The sequence below is a fragment of the Listeria goaensis genome, assembly GCF_900186125.1.
Classification (GTDB): Bacteria; Bacillota; Bacilli; order Lactobacillales; family Listeriaceae; genus Listeria; species Listeria goaensis.
Genome location: NZ_FYBQ01000006.1, coordinates 14252 through 33135 on the forward strand (window position 1 = coordinate 14252; position 18884 = coordinate 33135).

Below are 18884 nucleotides of genomic sequence, written 5' to 3' on the forward strand. Positions count from 1 at the left end.
GGAGTATACAACATGAAAAAAATGATTTTTAGCTTGTTAATTGTTTTACCTTTAACTTTACTCGGAGGTTGCGGTAACGTAGTTGATGATGCACACGCTGGCAAGTGGTCGCTAAAAAATTTCACTCTGCTTATCGATGGTAAAGAAAGGAAAGGAAGTATTACACCCGTTGGCCATATAAAAATTTCCGCTAATGGTAAAGTCGAAGAAAAAACCATCAATGGTGATGTCAAATCAACAGCTGACTATAAGCTTGAGCCTGTGGACGAAAAAGGAAAATATCGGTTAACGGGCGATTATAAAAAAAGTATTACCCTACCTTACAAAACGGATTTAGATAAAGAATTTGCGAAAAGTACACTTGCCGATTTGAAATCATCAGAAGAGCTTAGCGATGTTTCGGGGAAAGAAAAAAATGGCGAGTACCGTATCGAATATACCCAAAAATTTTCTACGGGCATCCGAATTAATTTAAAATTTAAAAACAAGACCCTTGTCCAAACTCAATTCAATAAAAATTACGGAAATGCAAAAAGTACCTCCATTTTCACAAAATAACTTTACTAACTTAGGAGAATTACTATATGAAAAAATTTATTTTTAGCACTCTATTTATTTTAATCCTTGCACTTCTCAGTGGTTGTGGGAGCAAAATCGACAAACAGTATGTAGGGACTTGGAATATTGAAGAATCGACCGTAACTCTTGACGACGAGGAGCCTATGACTTATGATGCGAAAGGTAGCCATGTCAAAACACATATCGAAATTTCTTCCAACGGGGAAGTGAAGCATACGGTTAAGAATATGGTTGAAACAACTATCACGAAGTATCAGACGAAACCTCGCCAAGATAAAGAGGGATATGAGTTAACAGGCGAAGTAAAAGTACTTAAAATCTATTCATATAAAACCGCTTCCGATAGAGGGAGCATCCCTACTCATTTAAATAGTCTTAAAAAAAATAAAAATATAAGTCAAATAACAGAAACCGAAAAAAATGATAAATATTATATCGAGTTTACAAAAGAAAACATTTCAGCGACGTTCAAATTATTAGACGATACACTTATATATGAGCAAGAAGATGAAGACTTTTCTTCAATAACAAACGTCCGCTCATCTTTTACAAAACAAAAAGAAGCCCAAACCAATTAACGACTTGGTTTGGGCTTTTTTTATTCAGCATCATTTCGCGTTTCGCTTATAATCGTATACATTTCTGCAGCTGCTTCTTTTCTGGCATTTTCTTCTAAACGGTCGATTTTCGCTGTCACCGTTTTTGGACCAAAGCGAATAACAAGCTCGTCACCTACTTTTACATTTGTACCTGGTTTGGCAACAACTCCGTTAATTGCAATTCGCCCTTTTTCAGCTACTTCTTTTGCAACTGTACGGCGTTTTATTAATCTAGAAACTTTTAAAAATTTATCTAAACGCATTTTTTTACACCTCTTTATTTATTTTTTACTACCTTTTGACTGAGCCATAATAATCTGGCGCCAAATGGTAGGTATGTGAAATCACGAGCAGTGAGCAGTTTGTAGCGGAGCGCGAAGATTAAAAATACGCCGCCGCCAAGTGCTACACTTAGGACTGCTTGTACGGCGCTGCCTGTTCTTGTTACGGCGGGCGCAAGCCACTCCCACAACACTGGGAACACACACATCACAAGAAGGGCGCCGCATAAATTGAAGATGGTCTGCCGTTCGAAAAATGGCACGTCGGCATTCTGCTTTAGTGCAAAATAACAAACCACTAAAATAACAAAGAGACCGCTACACGTGGCTAAAGACGCGCCGAGCGTGGCGTAACGGGGGACAAGAAATGCGTTCGCTGCACATTTTGTTATTGCCCCAATTAAAACGGCCACTGCGGGAACGGAAATCTTGCCGAAGCCTTGCAAAATGCTGCTTGTCATAATGATAAGCGAGCTCAAAAAGACGGCGGGCATAAAAAGCTGCAAGACTAGCGTGCCGTCGCTCGTTTCAAAGAGCATCTGGTTTAGCGGGCGCATGATGACGATAAGTCCGACTGTTTCTGCGGCGGATAAAATGAGTGTGAGTTTCATGCCGAGAAGCACGGAGCGTTCCAATTTTTTGCGTTCGCCGCTCACTCGTGCCGCGGTGATCATTGGTACAAGCGCAAGCGCAAGGCCGGTTGAAAGGACTAGACCGAGCTGTAAAATGGGCTGCCCTCTATCGTATACCCCTTTAAGCGATTTAGCTACTAAATCTGGAATGCCACCTTCAATCATTAGGCGATAGACTTGAAAGGAATCGAGCAGTTGGAAAATAATTAGCATGGCGCTAACTGTACAAATGGCTAGACTTTGAATGAGAAACGCCTTAGCAATTCCTCGCTTTTCAGTTTTGCTCGGGAAGCTTCCCCAAACTTTTAAGCCACCTTCGGAAAGTCTTTTCTTATGAAAATGCCTTAATATTAAGACGGCAGCAAGTCCGCCGAAAAAGGCGCCGCTCATGGCCATACTGCCTGCTGTGTAGAGGCTTTGGCCGCTTTTGACTGCGAGCCATGCGCCGACGATGATGATGCCGACGCGAATGAGCTGTTCGATGGTTTGTGAAACGGCGGTTGGTATCATGTCATCTTGGCCTTGGAAATAGCCGCGCAAAAAAGCGAGTTGCGGTGTGAGCAGGAAAACAAAACTTACGGTTTGAATGAGCGGTGCAAGTTGCAAGTCGCCCATCATATTTGCGATGCTGTACGCGAAGGCAAATAGAAATAGAAACAGTAAGATGCTCACTACTCGGAGTGTCCGGTAAATGGATTGCAAAATAATTTGTTGGCGCCTCGTGTTTCCTTCAGCTTCGGCCATCATTTTCGAAATGACAACTGGGAAGCCGCCTAGCGCAAAAGTCATCGCAATCCCGTAAAACGGATAAACTTGTTGAAAAATATAAAAACCGACATCGCCGACCATGTTTTGGAACGGTACACGATAAATGGCGCTTAGAATTTTGGAAATTAGCGAGGCAATTGTGAGCCACATTGCGCCGCGCATTAAGTTTTTAATCGAGCGTTCTGACATACTATGCCGCCTTTCTGCTACATTTCCCCTTTAGTTTTCAACCTCACTCGGCTCTTTTAAAGCGGTTTTCAAGTTTTCGATGATGGCTTTCACCGCATACAGCCATTCCTGCAAACTCTTGTTTTGCACATTCATCGTGAGTTTTAGGCAAGTCCCTTCCATGCCAACACCAACATTTCTCCCGTATTCCGAAATCACTTCCATCACTTTGTCGCCGCGAATATTTCCCGTTCCTTTTTCCGAGAAGAGAATCGTGATTTTTTTCGCTTCTTCCTTGATTAGCTCTACACCAACAAGAAGCGCATGCACACGAAGTTCTGTCACCGTAAATAAGTACTCCACTTCTTCTGGATATTCCCCAAAACGATCCATCATATCGCTTTTCAGCGATTCAAGTTCTTCCACATCTAGGACATTTCGGAAGCGTTTATACATTTCGATTTTCTGTCTGCTGTCCGTAATATAATATTCTGGAATGTAAGCATCAACTTGAATGTCGATTTCAACTGGTGCAACGGGTTCTTGTTCTTCCTTCGGCCGGCGCGCTTCAATCGCTTCTTTAAGCATTTGCGAATAAAGGTCAAATCCGACTGAATCAATAAAGCCATGTTGCTGCGCTCCTAGTATATTACCCGCGCCGCGGATAGACAAATCGCGCATCGCAATTTTAAATCCAGAGCCTAGTTCAGTAAATTCCTTAATCGCTTGAAGTCGTTTTTCAGCTTCCTCACGTAGAATTTTATCCTTTTGATACATAAAGTAAGCATAGGCGATGCGGTTCCAACGCCCAACCCGACCACGTAATTGGTAGAGCTGCGAGAGCCCCATATGATCGGCGTTTTGAACAAACAGCGTATTCACGTTTGGAATATCCACGCCCGTTTCAATAATCGTCGTCGTCACTAACACGTCATACTCCCCTTCAAGGAAGCTTAAGATGACCGATTCTAACTCGGATTCTGTCATTTGACCGTGCGCTACAGCCACACGTGCATCTGGAACGAGCATGGAAATTTCATCTGCTTTTTGCAAAATCGATTCGACTCGATTATATAAATAATACACTTGTCCCTCACGTGCTAGTTCCCGCTCAATTGCCTCGCGAACTAAAACGTTATTTTGTTCTGTAACATACGTTTGCACAGGAAATCTATTTGCCGGTGGCGTTTCAATGACAGACAAATCACGCACGCCGAGCATGGACATGTGTAACGTCCGCGGAATCGGCGTCGCCGTCAAGGTTAAAACATCAATTTTAGACCGGATTTGTTTGATTTTTTCCTTGTGCGTCACACCAAAGCGTTGTTCCTCGTCGACAATTAGGAAGCCGAGGTCGCGATATTTTACGTCTTTCGAAAGAAGGCGATGCGTCCCGACGACAATGTCCACCGTTCCAGACGCCAAACCGGAAATTGTTTCGTTTTGTTGTTTCCGCGTTCTAAAACGGCTTAATAGCCCAATATTAATTGGAAAACCTTGGAAGCGTTCTTTCATCGTTTCAAAATGTTGCTGCGCCAAAATGGTCGTCGGTACTAAAAATGCGACTTGCTTGCCGTCCATGACCGCCTTAAACGCCGCACGAAGCGCAACTTCCGTTTTCCCGTAACCAACATCTCCAACGAGAAGCCGGTCCATCGGGCGAATGCGTTCCATGTCATGCTTAATTTCCCGAATCGAACGAATTTGGTCTTCAGTTGGTTGATACGGAAATGAATCCTCAAATTCGCGCTGCATATCGCTATCCGGACTAAACGCAAAGCCTTTCTCCGCCTCACGTTCTGCGTAAAGCTTAATCAAATCATCCGCAATATCTTGCACAGACGCCTTCACTTTTGTTTTGACGCGCTTCCACTCTGAACCGCCAAGCTTATTTAATTTCGGTGCTTTCCCCTCAGCCCCTACATATTTTTGGACTAAATCGAGCTGTTCCACAGGGATAAATAATTTGTCTTCACCTTGGTAAACCAGTAGCAAATAATCCTTATGAACACCGCTAATTTCAAGGGTTTCCATGCCGACATAGCGTGCGATACCGTGGTTGACGTGAACGACATAATCACCAACTTTAAGTTCCGAATAACTTTGAATTCGTTCAGCATTTGAAAGTTTCTGGCGTTTTTTAACTTTTTTTGTCTTTTTATTAAAAAGTTCTGTTTCGCTAATGATGACCACTTTTGCAAGCGGTAATTCAAAGCCGTTTTGGAAGGTACCGATGACAAATTGGACAGCGCCGTATTTTGGCACATCTTCTTCGCGCGTTAAAATGACACTTTCCATGTCATAATCTGCCAAAGTCTGTTGCATTTTAGTTGCCCGTTCTATGGAAGGCGCCAAAATGACGACCGCATAATTATTTTTGTGCCAGCTATCTAATTCCGTTTTTAAAACAGACATTTGTCCGTGAAATTGTTGCATTTGTTTATAAACTAAATTGGTTGTTTGCGAAACGCGCATGGCGCTATGTGCTTTTTGGAATAACGTCAAATAAATTTTCGGCGTCCGCACGCTTTCCATAAGCTCTTTAAAATGGTGGCCCAATTTGACATCGCGCACGGTTTCTAGCCGGCTGAGCGTTTCCGTATGCCATTCTGCTTCTTCTTTTTCTAAACGTTCGTCGGTTTCTTGAATGCGTCCATACTCGTCTAAAACGAAAAGCATATCTTGTGCGGCATAGTCAAGGAGCGAGGCGGGATCTGGGTAGGCTAGTCCAATATATTTAAAGAACATATCCGGCTTTATTCCCGAACGAAGCAGTTCCAAATCCGTTTCGATATTTTCCATTAAGCCTTGCTTGTCTTCTTCGTTTTTCATGTTTTTTAACGTTGCAGCAAGACCTTTTTCAAGGCGCGTCACAATATCTGGGAAATAAGCTTGCTCAAGCAAAATTTCCGTTGCGGGCAAGATGCGAAATTCAGCAAGTTTCTGATGCGAACGCTGCGTTTCAACATCGAAATAGCGAAGCGAATCAATTTCTGTATCAAAAAGTTCAATGCGCACGGGGAATTCTTCTGTGATTGGATAGACATCGATAATGCCACCGCGAATGCTGAATTCTCCGGGCGTATTGACCATACCACTCATTGTATAGCCCATTGTCACGAGGCTTTCTTTTAACTGTTCGGGATCAATTTCCTCACCTTGAACAATTTGCAGGTTGTATTTTTTCCATAACGAAACGGGCGGAAGTATTTTTCGAAGCCCTGCTACAGGGACAACTAAAATTCCCGGTTTTTCCGAAAGAAGAAAGTCGAGTGCTTCTACGCGCTGACCGCGAAGTTCGGGGCTTGATACGCTTAGTTCGGAGGAAATGAGTTCGTCTGCCGGGTATAAAAATAGGCGGTCAAAGTCGATTAATGTGAGCAAATCATCGTACAATTTTTGCGCGTGATACAAATTATGTGTGACGAGCAACGTTTGTTTTTGTGTCGCTCCTTCGAGTACGCTCGCAAAAAGTGCGCGCGATGAACCCGATAATCCTGTTACGAGTTGTGATTCTTTTTTATCGTTAACCGCACTAATGATTTGGCGGATTTCTTTTTGTTCAAAAATTAATTGTTTTAAACCTTTCAAAGTCAACCTCTCCTCTTCCCATCTTCAATTGCTTATTTGTCAGAAAATTCCTTCTTCCCAACACGAGCAACTAAGCACGCATAAGCTAGACTTTTACTAGCTCAGCACGCTTAGTTATAGCGATTCATTACATCTAGAAACGACATTTTAGTCGCATCTTCAATGGCATCTGCGCTTTTTTTTATGGCCGCAATTATATCTGGTTGTTCTATTTTTTGAAAATCCCCGAGCACGTAATGAATGATTTCACCTTTTGGCGGTCGGTCAATCCCTACACGAATTCGGTTAAAATCTTGTGTTTTTAAATGTTGAATCAACGAACGCATCCCGTTATGTCCACCTGCACTGCCTTTTTGCCGCAGCCTGATTTTCCCAACTGGCAAATCCAAATCATCATATACAACGATTAAATCTTCTATATCAATTTGATAATAATCCATAAGCGGACGAACACACTCACCAGATACATTCATAAACGTCAGCGGTTTTACGAGCAACACTTTCTCGCCGTTTATTACGAGCTGACTCACCATGCCATTAAATTTCGAACTTTTCCAAGGCGCACTAAAACGATAGCTAAGTTCATCAACTACCATGAACCCAACATTGTGCCTTGTTCGTTCATATTTTTTTCCTGGATTTCCCAGTCCAACAATCATCTTCATCCATTTATTCTCCTATGCACACGAAAACCACTTCATAAATGAACTGGTTTCACTAGAAAGTTATTGCCTAAATTATAACATGCGATTTAGAGTTTTGAAAGTTTTTCATATAACAGAATGTAAATATCAGTTAACTAAAAAAGGGCAGATAGACATTGCAATGCCTGATATTAACTTCTATAAAATAAAAAAACTCAACAATTAAGTTGAGCAGCCTTTAAGCAAGAATTCATCTGGTGATTCTATACTTTCTTCTATTGATGAGCTTTACCCCATTTAAATTACTTATTCGCTGTTTGCATTCTAAACCCTTACTTCATTTCCGTAAACAAAAATGAAGCGCAAGGTTTTCAAAACAAAAACCTTGCGCTTTTTCTTATTTATTCAACTGGCTCTTCTGCTGACCCGTGAGCTGCTTCTGGTTCGGCAACTTCTTCACCGGCTGTTGTTTCAACTTCGGTACGTGGTGCAGCAACAGTTACTACAGCTTCTTCCACGTCTGTTTTAATTTCAAAATCGGTATTTTTAGGAATATCACCCACTGCAAGTGAGTCACCAATCGCTAATTTTGTAATATCTACTTCAATTGCTTCTGGAAGCTTATCTGGCGTTGCGGCAACCGTCACTTCATAAAGGACTTGTTGCAAGACGCCGCCTTCTTTAACCCCAGAAGATTCTCCTACTAAATCAATACGCACATCTGCTTCAACTTCTTCGCTCATGTTCACGGCTAAGAAATCGACATGGATTAGTTCGTCTTTTAGTGGATCTATTTGGTATTCGTGTAAAAGAACATTTAATTTTTTTCCATCAATAGTTACTGAGAATACTGCATTACGCCCATGTTCTCGAATCGTTTTAATTAACTCAAGGGAATCAACTGAAATCGTAATATTCTCAGATTGATAACCGTAAATAATACCTGGAATACGACCTGCCACACGGATTTCTGTCACTTGCGAATGTTGTTTCGTATCTCTTTTTTGAACTTCTAAATTAGTTGCCATAAAAAATTCACTCCACTCATTCATTTTGTATTCTACAATAACTATCTTTACCCTAGTAGTAAAAGTTAAAACAATTAGAAAGTCGCCTTAAACCAAGTTTTTCGGCAAACAAGGTTTATTTTCTTTCATAAAAGGTAAACAGAAACTAGCGTGAAATTTAGTTATCATACTTCAATTTTAGCGCAATCCGATGTATTTCTCAAAAAATTACTGCGTTAATTATAGAAATATTTGGAATGGAAGAGCTTTCAAACTGTATTACAGCGTTTTCATAAATTTATTAGTACAAATTTCCAAATTAAGGACGTTCAGGGTTTCACAATGTGTAATAAAGTGTTATACTGTATTAGTAAAAAGTTTGCTAAGGAGGAAATTTAATTATGAAAGACCACCAAAAAATAATTTTAGTCGGTGATGGAGCTGTTGGTTCAAGTTACGCATTTGCTTGTGTAAATTTAAATATCGGCCAAGAATTCGGTATTATCGATATCGATAAGGACAGAACTATCGGAGATGCTATCGATTTAAGTCATGCTGTTCCTTTTTCCGCACCTAAAAAAATCTATTCCGCTAATTATAGCGATTGCCACGATGCAGATTTAGTAGTTGTCACAGCTGGTACAGCTCAAAAACCAGGCGAAACACGTCTTGATCTTGTTAATCGTAATATAAAAATTATGAAAGGGATTGTCGATGAAGTTATGGCAAGTGGCTTTGACGGGATTTTCTTAATTGCCTCAAATCCAGTTGATATCCTTACTTATGCGACTTGGAAATTCTCTGGACTTCCTAAAGAACGCGTCATCGGTTCTGGCACAAGTCTTGATACTGCTCGTTTCCGTATGTCTATTGCTGATTATTTAAAAGTAGATGCGCGTAATGTACACGGGTACATTTTAGGCGAACATGGTGACACAGAGTTCCCAGCGTGGAGCCACACAACTGTCGGCGGACTTCCTATCACAGAATGGATTTCAGAAAATGAACAAGGTGCGATGGATACGATTTTCATCAGCGTGCGTGATGCAGCCTATGAAATTATCAATAAAAAAGGCGCAACTTTCTATGGTATTGCAGCAGCTCTAGCACGTATTTCCAAAGCGATTTTAAACAACGAAAACGCAATTTTGCCACTTTCTGTCTATTTAGATGGCCACTACGGCTTAAACGATATCTACATTGGTGCTCCAGCGGTCGTTAACCGCCAAGGCGTGCGCCACATTGTTGAAATGAAACTAAATGACGTAGAAAAAGAACAAATGCGCAACTCAGCTGAAACACTTAAAAAAGTTTTAAGTGACGCAATGAAAGAAATTTAATTGAACAACACCCACGTAAAGAAGCTAGGAATCACTTTCCTAGCTTCTTTGATTTTCTTTTTAAAACGAGGTACACTAAAGAAAAATAAAGGAGGCTGACATATGATTACAACAACATCTCCAAATATTGAAGGGCAAAAAATCGTCGAGTATAAGAAAATTGTATTCGGTGAAGTCATTACAGGCGTGAATTTCGTCAAAGATATCGGTGCTGGTTTGCGGAATTTCTTCGGCGGTCGTTCGCAAGGCTATGAGGACGAATTAATTGCGGCGCGTGAAGAAGCGATTCGCGAAATGGAAAACCGCGCTGAACAACTTGGAGCGAATGCGATTATCGGCGTAGACATCGATTATGAGGTACTCGGCGCTGACAATGGTATGCTGATGGTCACAGCATCTGGCACTGCGGTTGTGATTGAAGTTCAAGATTATTAAGCGTAAAAACAAGCATACATCTAATGAAAACCATTATCCAAGATGGCATTATCACTAGATGTATGCTTCTTTATTTTTACAGAATAAAATCTAACTATAGCTTAAACTTTTTCTGATTTGAGTTCTTCCCATATTGCAATCATTTCATACGCAACATCGCGCAATGAGTATGTGGTCATAAATTGGTCTTCTGCATGCATAAAAAGAATGGAAACAGGCACTTCGTCGCCTTCAGATTCTTTTTGAATGAGTTCAACATGCTTCTTGTGCCCATCACTTAAATAGCGATTCGCCTCATCGATTTTCCCGTAGGCGATTTTAAACTTCCCCTGCCTCGCTAGCTGCATGGCTTCAATAATACAACTTCTAGCTGCGCCGACTGAACTAATAATTTCAAACGACGCTAATTCCATCCCTTCCATGAGTTAAGCCTCCTCAATCTCTATCACTGTTTCTAAAAAAGTTTCCCGGCCGTTTCCAATGAAAATATCGACTTTCCCGGGTTCAAGTTGGTATTTTTTCTGACTAGACCAAACTTCAAGTTCTTTTTTTCCAATTTTAAAGCACATCGTTTGATGTTCATTAGCTTTTAGTTCCATTTTGCAAAAGGCTTTCAATTCGCGTTTGCGCCTTGTGATACTACCAGTCCTGCCATGCACGTATAGTTGGATGACTTCTTTTCCAGTGCGCGCTGAAACGTTTGCTACGCCTACTTTCAAAATAAAAGTCTCGCCTTGTTCAAGTTTTTCTACAGAAAGAATTGATGTTTCAGTGGTTAACGACTGATATTCAAACGTGCTGTAGCTTTTTCCGTAGCCGAATGGGTATAGTGCGGCGCCGCTTTCGTCAAAGTAGTTTTCTTGGTAGACGACGTCCTTTTGGTTGTAGTACACGGGCAGTTGCCCCGTTTGGCGCGGAATGCTAACAGGCAGTTTTGCCGACGGATTGTTGTGTCCGAATAGCGTTTCCGCGATTGCTACGCCGCCTTGCGCGCCCGGATAAAACGACATGAGTAGCGCGTCTGTAGTTTCCGCGATTTCAGCGATTGCATTTGGTCGACCGGCAATGATAACAACGGTGAGCGGAATGTGTAGTTCGCGCATCTTTCGGTACAGCTCCATCTGACATTCCGGGAGTTCCAGGCTTGCCACATCGACGTTTTCGCCAGCGTCCATGTTCGGCCCCTTTGAGCTAACCGCGCCGTTTTTCAGAAATTCCATATCGAAATTTCGCGCGCTTGAACCGCCCAGCACAAGCACAATGTGATCGGCATTCGCCGCAGCTTCTTGCGCGCGGTTTAAACTCTCTGGAAGTCGTTCGCGAATTTCAGCACCTTTTTCATGCGTAATCACCACATCATCAGGCGCCACCTGCCGCATGCCAGCTAGAACGGTCACACCGCGCCCAGCTTTTTGCGGCGCCGTATAATCGCCAAGCTGATTGTAAAGCGCATCCGCGTTCGGGCCGATGACCGCAATATTTTTTACTTTTTTTGAAAAAGGCAGCGTTTGATTTCGGTTTTCCAGCAAGCAAACACTTTCTCTGGCTGCCTCCAAATTTATCTCCCGAAAATCAACTTCCGGAACTGCCTCATCTACGTAAGGATTGTCAAACAGGCCAAGTTCAAATTTCAGGGTGAGAACCCGCCGCACAGCTCGGTCGATTATTTTTTCTTCCAAAAGACCATGTTGAAAAGCCGATTCAATGTGCGGGTAAACTTCGTCCCACAAACTTAAATCCACCCCGGCTGAAAGCGCCATTTTAGCGGCCGCCTCTTCAGTGCCACCAAGCATCAAAAGTCGGTCGAGTGCGCAGCCATCTGCCATAACGACACCCGAAAACCCAATTTCCGTTCGCAAAATATCCGTCAAGAGCGCCTCGTTCGCATGACAAGGGATGCCGTCGATTTCATTGTACGCTGCCATGACGCCCTTTGCCGCTTTCCCAGCAACCATCGGCGGTAAAAATATCTCTCTAAGTTCGCGCTCCCCAATTGAAACCGGCCCCGAATTGTGCCCGCCAACCGGCTCACCTTGCGCCGCAAAGTGTTTCAGCACGACAGCAATTCGCTGATTTTCCTGCATGCCCGAAACAAGCGCCTCCGTCATCTCACCCGCCAAATACGGATCCTCGCCAAAACACTCCTCCGAACGCCCCCATCTCGGGTCACGTAAAACATCAAGCGCTGAGGCTAAAGCTAGATGGACGCCTTTCGAGGCAATTTCCTCCCCCACGGCTCTCGCCGTCCGTTTTTGAAGCCCCTTATTAAATGAAGCCCCTTTCGCGAGATTGACCGGATACGACTCACTTTCGACCGCCTGGTGCCCATGTGGCACTTCTTCTGAAAGAAGCATTGGAATACCAAGACGCGTGTTTTCCATTACATATTTTTGAAGTAAATTTGCGGCCTTCGCGGACTGTGCGCGGGGAATCCCCGTTGATTCGTCCATTTTCGACCACGGATCTGCCCGAAATAAGCCATACAACGCGCCTATGCCACCAAATCTTTCAACTTCGTCTTTAAACTTATCCGTCAATTCAAGTTCAGCGTTTTCATTCCAAGCGAAAGTTTCCCAGCCATATAAGCGCTGATTTAGTTGTCCGCATTTTTCTTGTAATGTCATTTTTTGCAAAAGTTCTTCCACTCGTTCAGAAATCGGTTGTGTCGCCACATGAAACACTCCTTTCTGGCATTATTTTGCTAACAGTCCAAGTCCTTGTTCTAGAACTTTTTCGCCATTCATTCGACCGTAGTCGACAATTGCGATGACGTCCACTGGTTTGTCACCCACGGTTTCAGCAACTTTGTCTTTCATATAGCTTACTTGCGGGCCAAGCAAAATCGCATCTGCATGGCGCCAATTTTTTTCAAAATCCGTTTCCGAAATCGCCCAAATCTCAATTTCAATACCTTGCTCAGCAGCACTTTTTTGCATTTTTTTAACTAAAACGCTCGTAGACATTCCAGCGTTACACATTAACATCAATTTTTTCATCAAAATCAGCTCCTACGCTTTTAAATTATCATTTGCTTTTAGGAATGGTAGGTATAGCAAGATACAGACACCTATTAGGAAGACTTGAAAAACAGCCGCTCGCCAGTCGCCACCTGTTGCTAAAAAGCCAGATATGACTGGTGGTGTCGTCCACGGTACGAGTACAACGACTTTGGAAATCATGCCGATACTTGTTGCGATGTAAGCAAGTAATAGACAAAGCGGAGTTGATAAGATAAACGGAATCATCAAACTCAGGTTGTACACTATCGGCAGACCGAAAACAACTGGTTCATTAATGTTGAATATTCCCGGCGCAGCGGATAATCCGGCAATTTCGCGGTAATCTTTTCGTTTGCTCCAAATGAAGATGGCGATAAGCAGCGCAATTGTGTTACCACCGCCACCCATGACGCCGAAAATATCACGGAAAGTTGTATTGATGATATGCGGAATTGTTGTGCCGTCTGCAAATGCCGTCATATTTTCTTGCATATTCGCGAGTAAAACGGGGTCCATAATGGGGCCTAGTATACCGCTTCCTGCAATCCCAATGGAATATAACATTTGCGAAATCAGCATTAAGGTAAGGAAACCAGGTACGCTTGTCACTAAGAACGTTAGTGGTTGTTGAATGACAGCGCTAATAATGGAATATAAATCTAAGCTAAAGATTAAGTTAACGATGAACGAAATAAATGCGAATAATAATACTGTAAGCATTGTTGGAATTAAAACGTTAAACGATTTAATAACTGCTGGCGGTACGCTTTCCCCCGAAATGCGAATTTTCATTTTCTCGCTCTTTGAAAGTCGAATAAAAACTTCTGTCGAGAGTAGCGCCGTGACAATCCCGACAAACATGCCTGCAGAACCTGTAAGCGCTGTCGGAATAACGCCAGAAACTTCAACGGCTTCTTTTGCGCCAACTGGTACAACCGAAGTCATGAGTGGAATAAAAATAACGATAAGAGCAATGGTTTGTAGCGCTGGCGCAAATGGATTTTCAAATTTCCGATTTTGTGCCAAAAAGTATGAAACCGACGCGCCGATGAGCAAGGTGATGATGCCTAGCGTCCCGTTCACGATACTCGTTCCAAGCTCTTGCCATTTGGTTAAGGTGGCGGAACTAATAATATTGGACATAAAACCGTCTGGCTTAATGATGACATTATTAATTAAAACCATAAAACCGGATAACATAATAAATGGAAGAATTGTGGCAAAAGCATCTCGCATTGATTTCAAGTGTATTTGATTGCCTAATTTTTGTGATAGCCATGTTAATTTTTCAATGAATTTTTTCATGTGCATTCCCTCCTATAACTTAAATATAGCGCTTTCTTTATTGGAAATAAATGCAGTCTTTTTCCGCAACCTCTGGCAAGTAGCGGAAATCAAAAAAACATGAGAGCCATTTTTCACCCTCATGTTTCCAGTCGCGCTAAAATTTGGATAAACTCATTGAAGTTCGTCGCTTTTTTTATTTCCTTCGCGAGCTTTGGCGTTTCAACGACTTGGCTTATCATTTCGTATACTTGCGAAAGGTGTTCTTGTTCCTTATTTTTAATCGCCAGCATGAAAATAATTTGTGCCACATCGCCATCTTCATTCCACACTACGGGCTCTCTAGCGATACAAACGGCAATTTTAGTTTCGCTTACTTCGGCAAATATGGGATGCGGTACGGCTAGGCCATTTCCTAAGTATGTTGCCACGATATCTTCACGTTCTTTGACGGACTCTAGGAAGGCTTTCTGGTCGCTGCTCGTCTCTTCGAATTTTTGCGCGAGCAATGTTAGGACCTGATCTTTACTGTACTTTTCTTCCAAAATTTCAAAGTAGTTCGCGGAAAAGAACTGCTCGAAGTTATTTTTGCTAGTTATACTCGGGAGGCGCTTTTGAATGTTGCGGATATCTATTTCGGATAAAAACGGCGTCACCTGAACGTATTCGCCTAATGCGTCGCCAAGCGGAACGGTCGAGATGACAAAGTCGGCTTGCCAGTTGCCGGTCTTATATTCGTACAGTGAGTAGCTGCCAATTATGTCAATTTCTTCGGCAAATATTTTTTGGATTTTCGATTCTAATAATTTCGCTGTGCCTATGCCGGACGCGCAAACGAGTAAAACGCGTTTTTTTCGTTCTTTCGAAGCATCGCTTAACGCGTATAGGAAATGAATCGCTAAATAGCCGACTTCTGATTCGCTGATGGGCTGGTCCAATTCGAGTGCTAAAACTTCTCGGGCGACAAGTCCTAACTCAAAAGCGAGCGGGTAATTCGTTTTAATATTTTCAAGATACGGATTATGAATATTCATATTAAACTTAATCCGGTTCACTGCGGGCTTTAAGTGCAAAGCTAAATTCGCTATAAATTGCTGATGCGCTGAAAAATCATACCCGTATTGGCGTTTGATTTCCTCAAGCATTTTATTCACGATGATGATTTCTCGGTAACCATTATAACTTTGCAAAACGTGCTTCGAACATACATGTAGCAAAATATAGGTCAGTTCGCTTTCTGGGAACTTGATGGATTCAAGCGTTTCAATTTCGCGAATGATTTTTTGCGAAGCGCGCAGTTCTTGAATATTAAATTCCAAATCTTGAAGGTCACCTTGGTGAACATATTGCGCACCTTTAATACGGCGCACAGCAATTGCGACGTGGATAATCAAATTTTTAATCGCCATATCGGTCATTTGCACTTTATATTGTTCAAGGCTCGCCAAAATAATCGTCTGGATTTTCCGCAGATCAATTTCACCAAAGAAAGTCTGTTCCTCCTCGCTCACAAGTAGGCTTACAGAATCACTTAACAGATATTTCGAGAAACAAAATCGAATATTCACCTCGGAACCCTCAATTTTCACCCCGTAGCTGGCTCTTTTCGAAAGCGTTAAATGATGTTCCGCAAGCTTCCGCTTCACGTCCAAAATGTCGGAATTAATGGTCGACTTGCTGACGTACAACTCTTCGGCGAGCGTGTCAAGCTTTGTAAAGCCGTTTTGGAGAAGCAAATAGCGAATGATGTAGGCGACTCGATCTTCGGCGAGCGTCGGAATGACGTGCAAATTAAAACGTTCCTCTTTAAACGGCGCAAGCCAACCAAGGAAAGCGGTTTCATCTTGAAGTTCAAGTCGATACCCTTTTCCGCGCACAGCCTCGATTTTGTTTCCATCAACTAAAAAAATGGCGTTTATCGTTTTAACGTCACTCCGAATTGTTCGCGAGTTCACCTGCAGGCTAGAAGCGAGTTCTTCTCCGCTCATAAAATCCATTTTTGCGTATAGTTGTTGAAGCAATTTTTGCCACCGCGGAATTAAAACTTGCTTTTCTGCCATAAAAAAACACTCCTGATAACAGTAGAGCAGAATCTAAAGATTAGACTCTGCTCATTCTCACTGCATTTTATTCAAAAAGCGAGCTTACAGATTCGTTTTCATGAACACGAACGATTGCTTCGCCTAAAAGAGCTGCAACAGATAACTGCTCCATTTTATCAATCCATTTATCTTTTGCAAGATCGATAGAATTTGTTACGACTAATTTCTCGATTGGTGAATCTTGAATTCGGTCCATTGCTGGGCCAGATAAAACAGGGTGCGTACAACTTGCAAATACGCGTGTTGCTCCGTTTTCACGAAGTGCGTTTGCAGCAAGTGTAATTGTACCTGCTGTATCAATAATGTCATCAATTAGAATACATACTTTGCCATCTACTTTTCCGACGATGTTCATTACTTCGGCAACGTTCGGGCGAGGACGGCGTTTATCAATAATTGCGATTGGCGCTTTTAGGCGATCTGCCATTTTACGCGCACGTGTTACACCTCCGTGGTCAGGAGAAACAACAACAATATCATCGCCTGTCAAGCCTTGCTCACTAAAATAGTTGCTAAGTAAGCGCACGGCATTTAAATGGTCGATTGGAATATCGAAGAAACCTTGGATTTGCGGTGCATGCATATCTAGCGTAATCATTCGTGTTGCACCCGCTGTTTCAATTAAATTGGCAACTAATTTCGCCGTAATTGGTTCACGGCTTCTTGCTTTACGATCTTGGCGCGCGTAGCCATAGTACGGCATTACAATATTAATTGTAGCTGCTGAAGCTCGTTTTAGCGCATCAATCATGATCAAAAGTTCCATTAAATTCTGGTTAACTGGGTAGCTTGTCGACTGAACAACATACACATGGCAACCACGAATACTTTCTTCAATGTTAATTTGAATTTCGCCATCACTAAAATGAGTTACACTCGATTTACCTAGCTCAATTCCTACTTCCTTCGCAATTTCTTCCGCTAGTGCACGGTTTGAATTCAACGAGAAAATTTTCAACTTTGGATCAAAATAATCGTTTGACATAATCAGCCTCCACAAATTTTTATATAAATGATATTTCTTCAAAAAAGGTTGAAAAAATTATTTATTAAACTTATCTACGATCTTTTTAGCGTAGCCTTCTTTATTTACTTGGCGTGCACGTCCGACTGCAAGTGAACCATCTGGCACATCACTAGTCAGTGTTGAACCCGCCGCAATATAAGCATCATCGCCGACTGTAATTGGCGCAATCAAATTGGAGTTGCAACCTACAAATACATTGTCGCCAATTTTCGTTTTAAATTTATTGAAGCCATCGTAGTTGACGGAAATCGAACCACAGCCTACATTAACGTTCTTGCCGATTTCGGCATCACCCATATAAATGAAGTGCGGTAATTTCGTATTTTCCCCAACAGTTGCTTTTTTAGTTTCTACGTAGTTGCCAATTTTGACGTTGTTATGCACGTCTGTTTCTGGGCGCAAATGCGCGTACGGCCCGATTTGAACATCATCGCCAACTTTGCTATCTTCAATGGCAGAAGAGCGAATAACGGTGCGATTTCCTATTGTTGCATTGTCAAAGTCGCAACCGCTAGAGATTAAGCAATCTTCGCCGATTTTTGTTTTCCCACGCAGCATAACATTCGCTTCAATGACTGTGTCTTGACCAATTTCAACATCTACATCAATATAAGTGCTGGAAGGATCAACGAGTGTTACGCCTGCACGCATGTGTCGTTCATTGATGCGATTTCTCATCAATCTACTTGCCTCTGCCAAAGCGACGCGGTCGTTTACACCGAGTGACTCTTCAAAGTTTTCCATACGATAAGCAGCCACCACTTCATCTGCATCTTTTAGAATCTTAATCACATCTGGCAAGTAGTATTCACCTTGCGCATTGTGGTTGGAAACTTTAGAAAGCGCATCAAAAAGCGAGCGATTATCAAAACAATATGTTCCTGTATTAATTTCTTGGACGCGTTGTTCTTTTTCAGTAGCGTCTTTATGTTCTACAATGCGTTCAACAATTCCTAAATCATCACGCAAAATGCGACCATAACCAGTTGGATCTTCTAATCGCGTTGTTAAGATTGTCGCTTTCGCACGTTTTTCCGAATGATACTTGATAAGCGCCCCCATTGTCGAACTTTCAATAAGCGGTGTATCCCCGCACACAACGATGGTTACACCGTCAAGATCGGCAAGTAAAGCCTTTGCTTGCAAAACGGCATGCGCTGTTCCTAATTGTTCTTCTTGCTTAACAAATTCACTTTTATCCTTTAAATGTTCACGAACATCTTCTGCTCCGTGCCCAACAATTGTAACTATTTTTTTCATATCTAGTTGCGCAATTTGATCCACAACATGTTCAACCATCGGCTTTCCACAAACTGGGTGCAACACTTTATAAAGCTTAGATTTCATACGTGTGCCTTGTCCCGCTGCAAGCACGACTGCATATTGATTCGTCATATAAAAAGACCTCCAATTACCACTATTCTTCCA

16 protein-coding genes are annotated in these 18884 nt (G+C 42.1%); 4 read left to right on the forward strand and 12 right to left on the reverse strand.

Translation table 11 applies throughout. The features are described 5' to 3' along the window. Positions 1-12 precede the first annotated feature (12 nt). Both CFT42_RS08375 and CFT42_RS08380 read left to right on the forward strand, forming a co-directional pair. Complete coding sequence (locus tag CFT42_RS08375; RefSeq protein ID WP_088810747.1) at positions 13-558, forward strand: hypothetical protein; 546 nt, start codon at positions 13-15, stop codon at positions 556-558. A gap of 26 nt (positions 559-584) precedes the next feature. Then, complete coding sequence (locus CFT42_RS08380; RefSeq protein WP_088815903.1) at positions 585-1157, forward strand: LptM family lipoprotein; 573 nt, start codon at positions 585-587, stop codon at positions 1155-1157. 20 nt (positions 1158-1177) lie between these two features. On the opposite strand, the gene CFT42_RS08385 is transcribed toward CFT42_RS08380, so the two are convergent. The 5 genes from CFT42_RS08385 to CFT42_RS08405 all read right to left on the reverse strand — a co-directional run bounded on the left by CFT42_RS08385 (position 1178) and on the right by CFT42_RS08405 (position 8290). After that, positions 1178-1441: an RNA-binding S4 domain-containing protein gene (locus CFT42_RS08385; protein WP_088810749.1), complete on the reverse strand. Its 264-nt coding sequence runs from the start codon at positions 1439-1441 to the stop codon at positions 1178-1180. 14 nt (positions 1442-1455) lie between these two features. Continuing rightward, positions 1456-3048: a putative polysaccharide biosynthesis protein gene (locus tag CFT42_RS08390; protein ID WP_088815904.1), complete on the reverse strand. Its 1593-nt coding sequence runs from the start codon at positions 3046-3048 to the stop codon at positions 1456-1458. 30 nt (positions 3049-3078) lie between these two features. Then, a complete protein-coding gene (gene mfd, locus CFT42_RS08395; protein ID WP_088815905.1) occupies positions 3079-6618 on the reverse strand; it encodes a transcription-repair coupling factor in 3540 nt (1179 codons plus the stop codon). Between the two features lie 110 nt (positions 6619-6728). Then, positions 6729-7283 (reverse strand): aminoacyl-tRNA hydrolase, encoded by a 555-nt coding sequence (gene pth, locus CFT42_RS08400; protein WP_088810752.1) that lies wholly within the window; start codon positions 7281-7283, stop codon positions 6729-6731. A 380-nt stretch (positions 7284-7663) separates the two neighbouring features. Then, positions 7664-8290 carry a 50S ribosomal protein L25/general stress protein Ctc gene (locus tag CFT42_RS08405; protein WP_088810753.1) on the reverse strand — a complete coding sequence of 209 codons (627 nt, stop codon included), beginning with the start codon at positions 8288-8290 and terminating at the stop codon, positions 7664-7666. Between the two features lie 380 nt (positions 8291-8670). Between CFT42_RS08405 and CFT42_RS08410 the strand changes: the two genes are divergently transcribed. Then, a complete protein-coding gene (locus tag CFT42_RS08410) occupies positions 8671-9609 on the forward strand; it encodes an L-lactate dehydrogenase (RefSeq protein ID WP_088810754.1) in 939 nt (312 codons plus the stop codon). Positions 9610-9711: 102 nt separating this feature from the next. Then, complete coding sequence (locus CFT42_RS08415) at positions 9712-10044, forward strand: putative heavy metal-binding protein (RefSeq protein ID WP_088810755.1); 333 nt, start codon at positions 9712-9714, stop codon at positions 10042-10044. Between the two features lie 101 nt (positions 10045-10145). On the opposite strand, the gene CFT42_RS08420 is transcribed toward CFT42_RS08415, so the two are convergent. From CFT42_RS08420 to glmU, 7 genes are all read right to left on the reverse strand, one after another. Further along, positions 10146-10466, reverse strand: coding sequence for a PTS sugar transporter subunit IIA (locus CFT42_RS08420; RefSeq protein WP_088810756.1), 321 nt, complete (start codon positions 10464-10466; stop codon positions 10146-10148). 3 nt (positions 10467-10469) lie between these two features. Then, entirely contained in the window at positions 10470-12668 is a 2199-nt protein-coding gene (locus tag CFT42_RS08425) for a glycoside hydrolase family 3 N-terminal domain-containing protein (RefSeq protein WP_088815974.1), read from the reverse strand. 69 nt (positions 12669-12737) lie between these two features. Beyond that, the gene (locus tag CFT42_RS08430; protein WP_088810757.1) at positions 12738-13040 is read right to left on the reverse strand and encodes a PTS sugar transporter subunit IIB; all 303 of its coding nucleotides are present in this window, start codon (positions 13038-13040) and stop codon (positions 12738-12740) included. Between the two features lie 12 nt (positions 13041-13052). Beyond that, positions 13053-14348 (reverse strand): PTS sugar transporter subunit IIC, encoded by a 1296-nt coding sequence (locus CFT42_RS08435; protein WP_088810758.1) that lies wholly within the window; start codon positions 14346-14348, stop codon positions 13053-13055. A gap of 119 nt (positions 14349-14467) precedes the next feature. Next, on the reverse strand, positions 14468-16387 hold the full coding sequence (locus tag CFT42_RS08440) for a BglG family transcription antiterminator (protein WP_088810759.1): 1920 nt from the start codon (positions 16385-16387) through the stop codon (positions 14468-14470). A 67-nt stretch (positions 16388-16454) separates the two neighbouring features. Further along, on the reverse strand, positions 16455-17414 hold the full coding sequence (locus tag CFT42_RS08445) for a ribose-phosphate diphosphokinase (protein ID WP_088810760.1): 960 nt from the start codon (positions 17412-17414) through the stop codon (positions 16455-16457). Between the two features lie 57 nt (positions 17415-17471). After that, positions 17472-18851, reverse strand: coding sequence for a bifunctional UDP-N-acetylglucosamine diphosphorylase/glucosamine-1-phosphate N-acetyltransferase GlmU (gene glmU / locus CFT42_RS08450; protein WP_088815906.1), 1380 nt, complete (start codon positions 18849-18851; stop codon positions 17472-17474). Positions 18852-18884 lie beyond the last annotated feature (33 nt).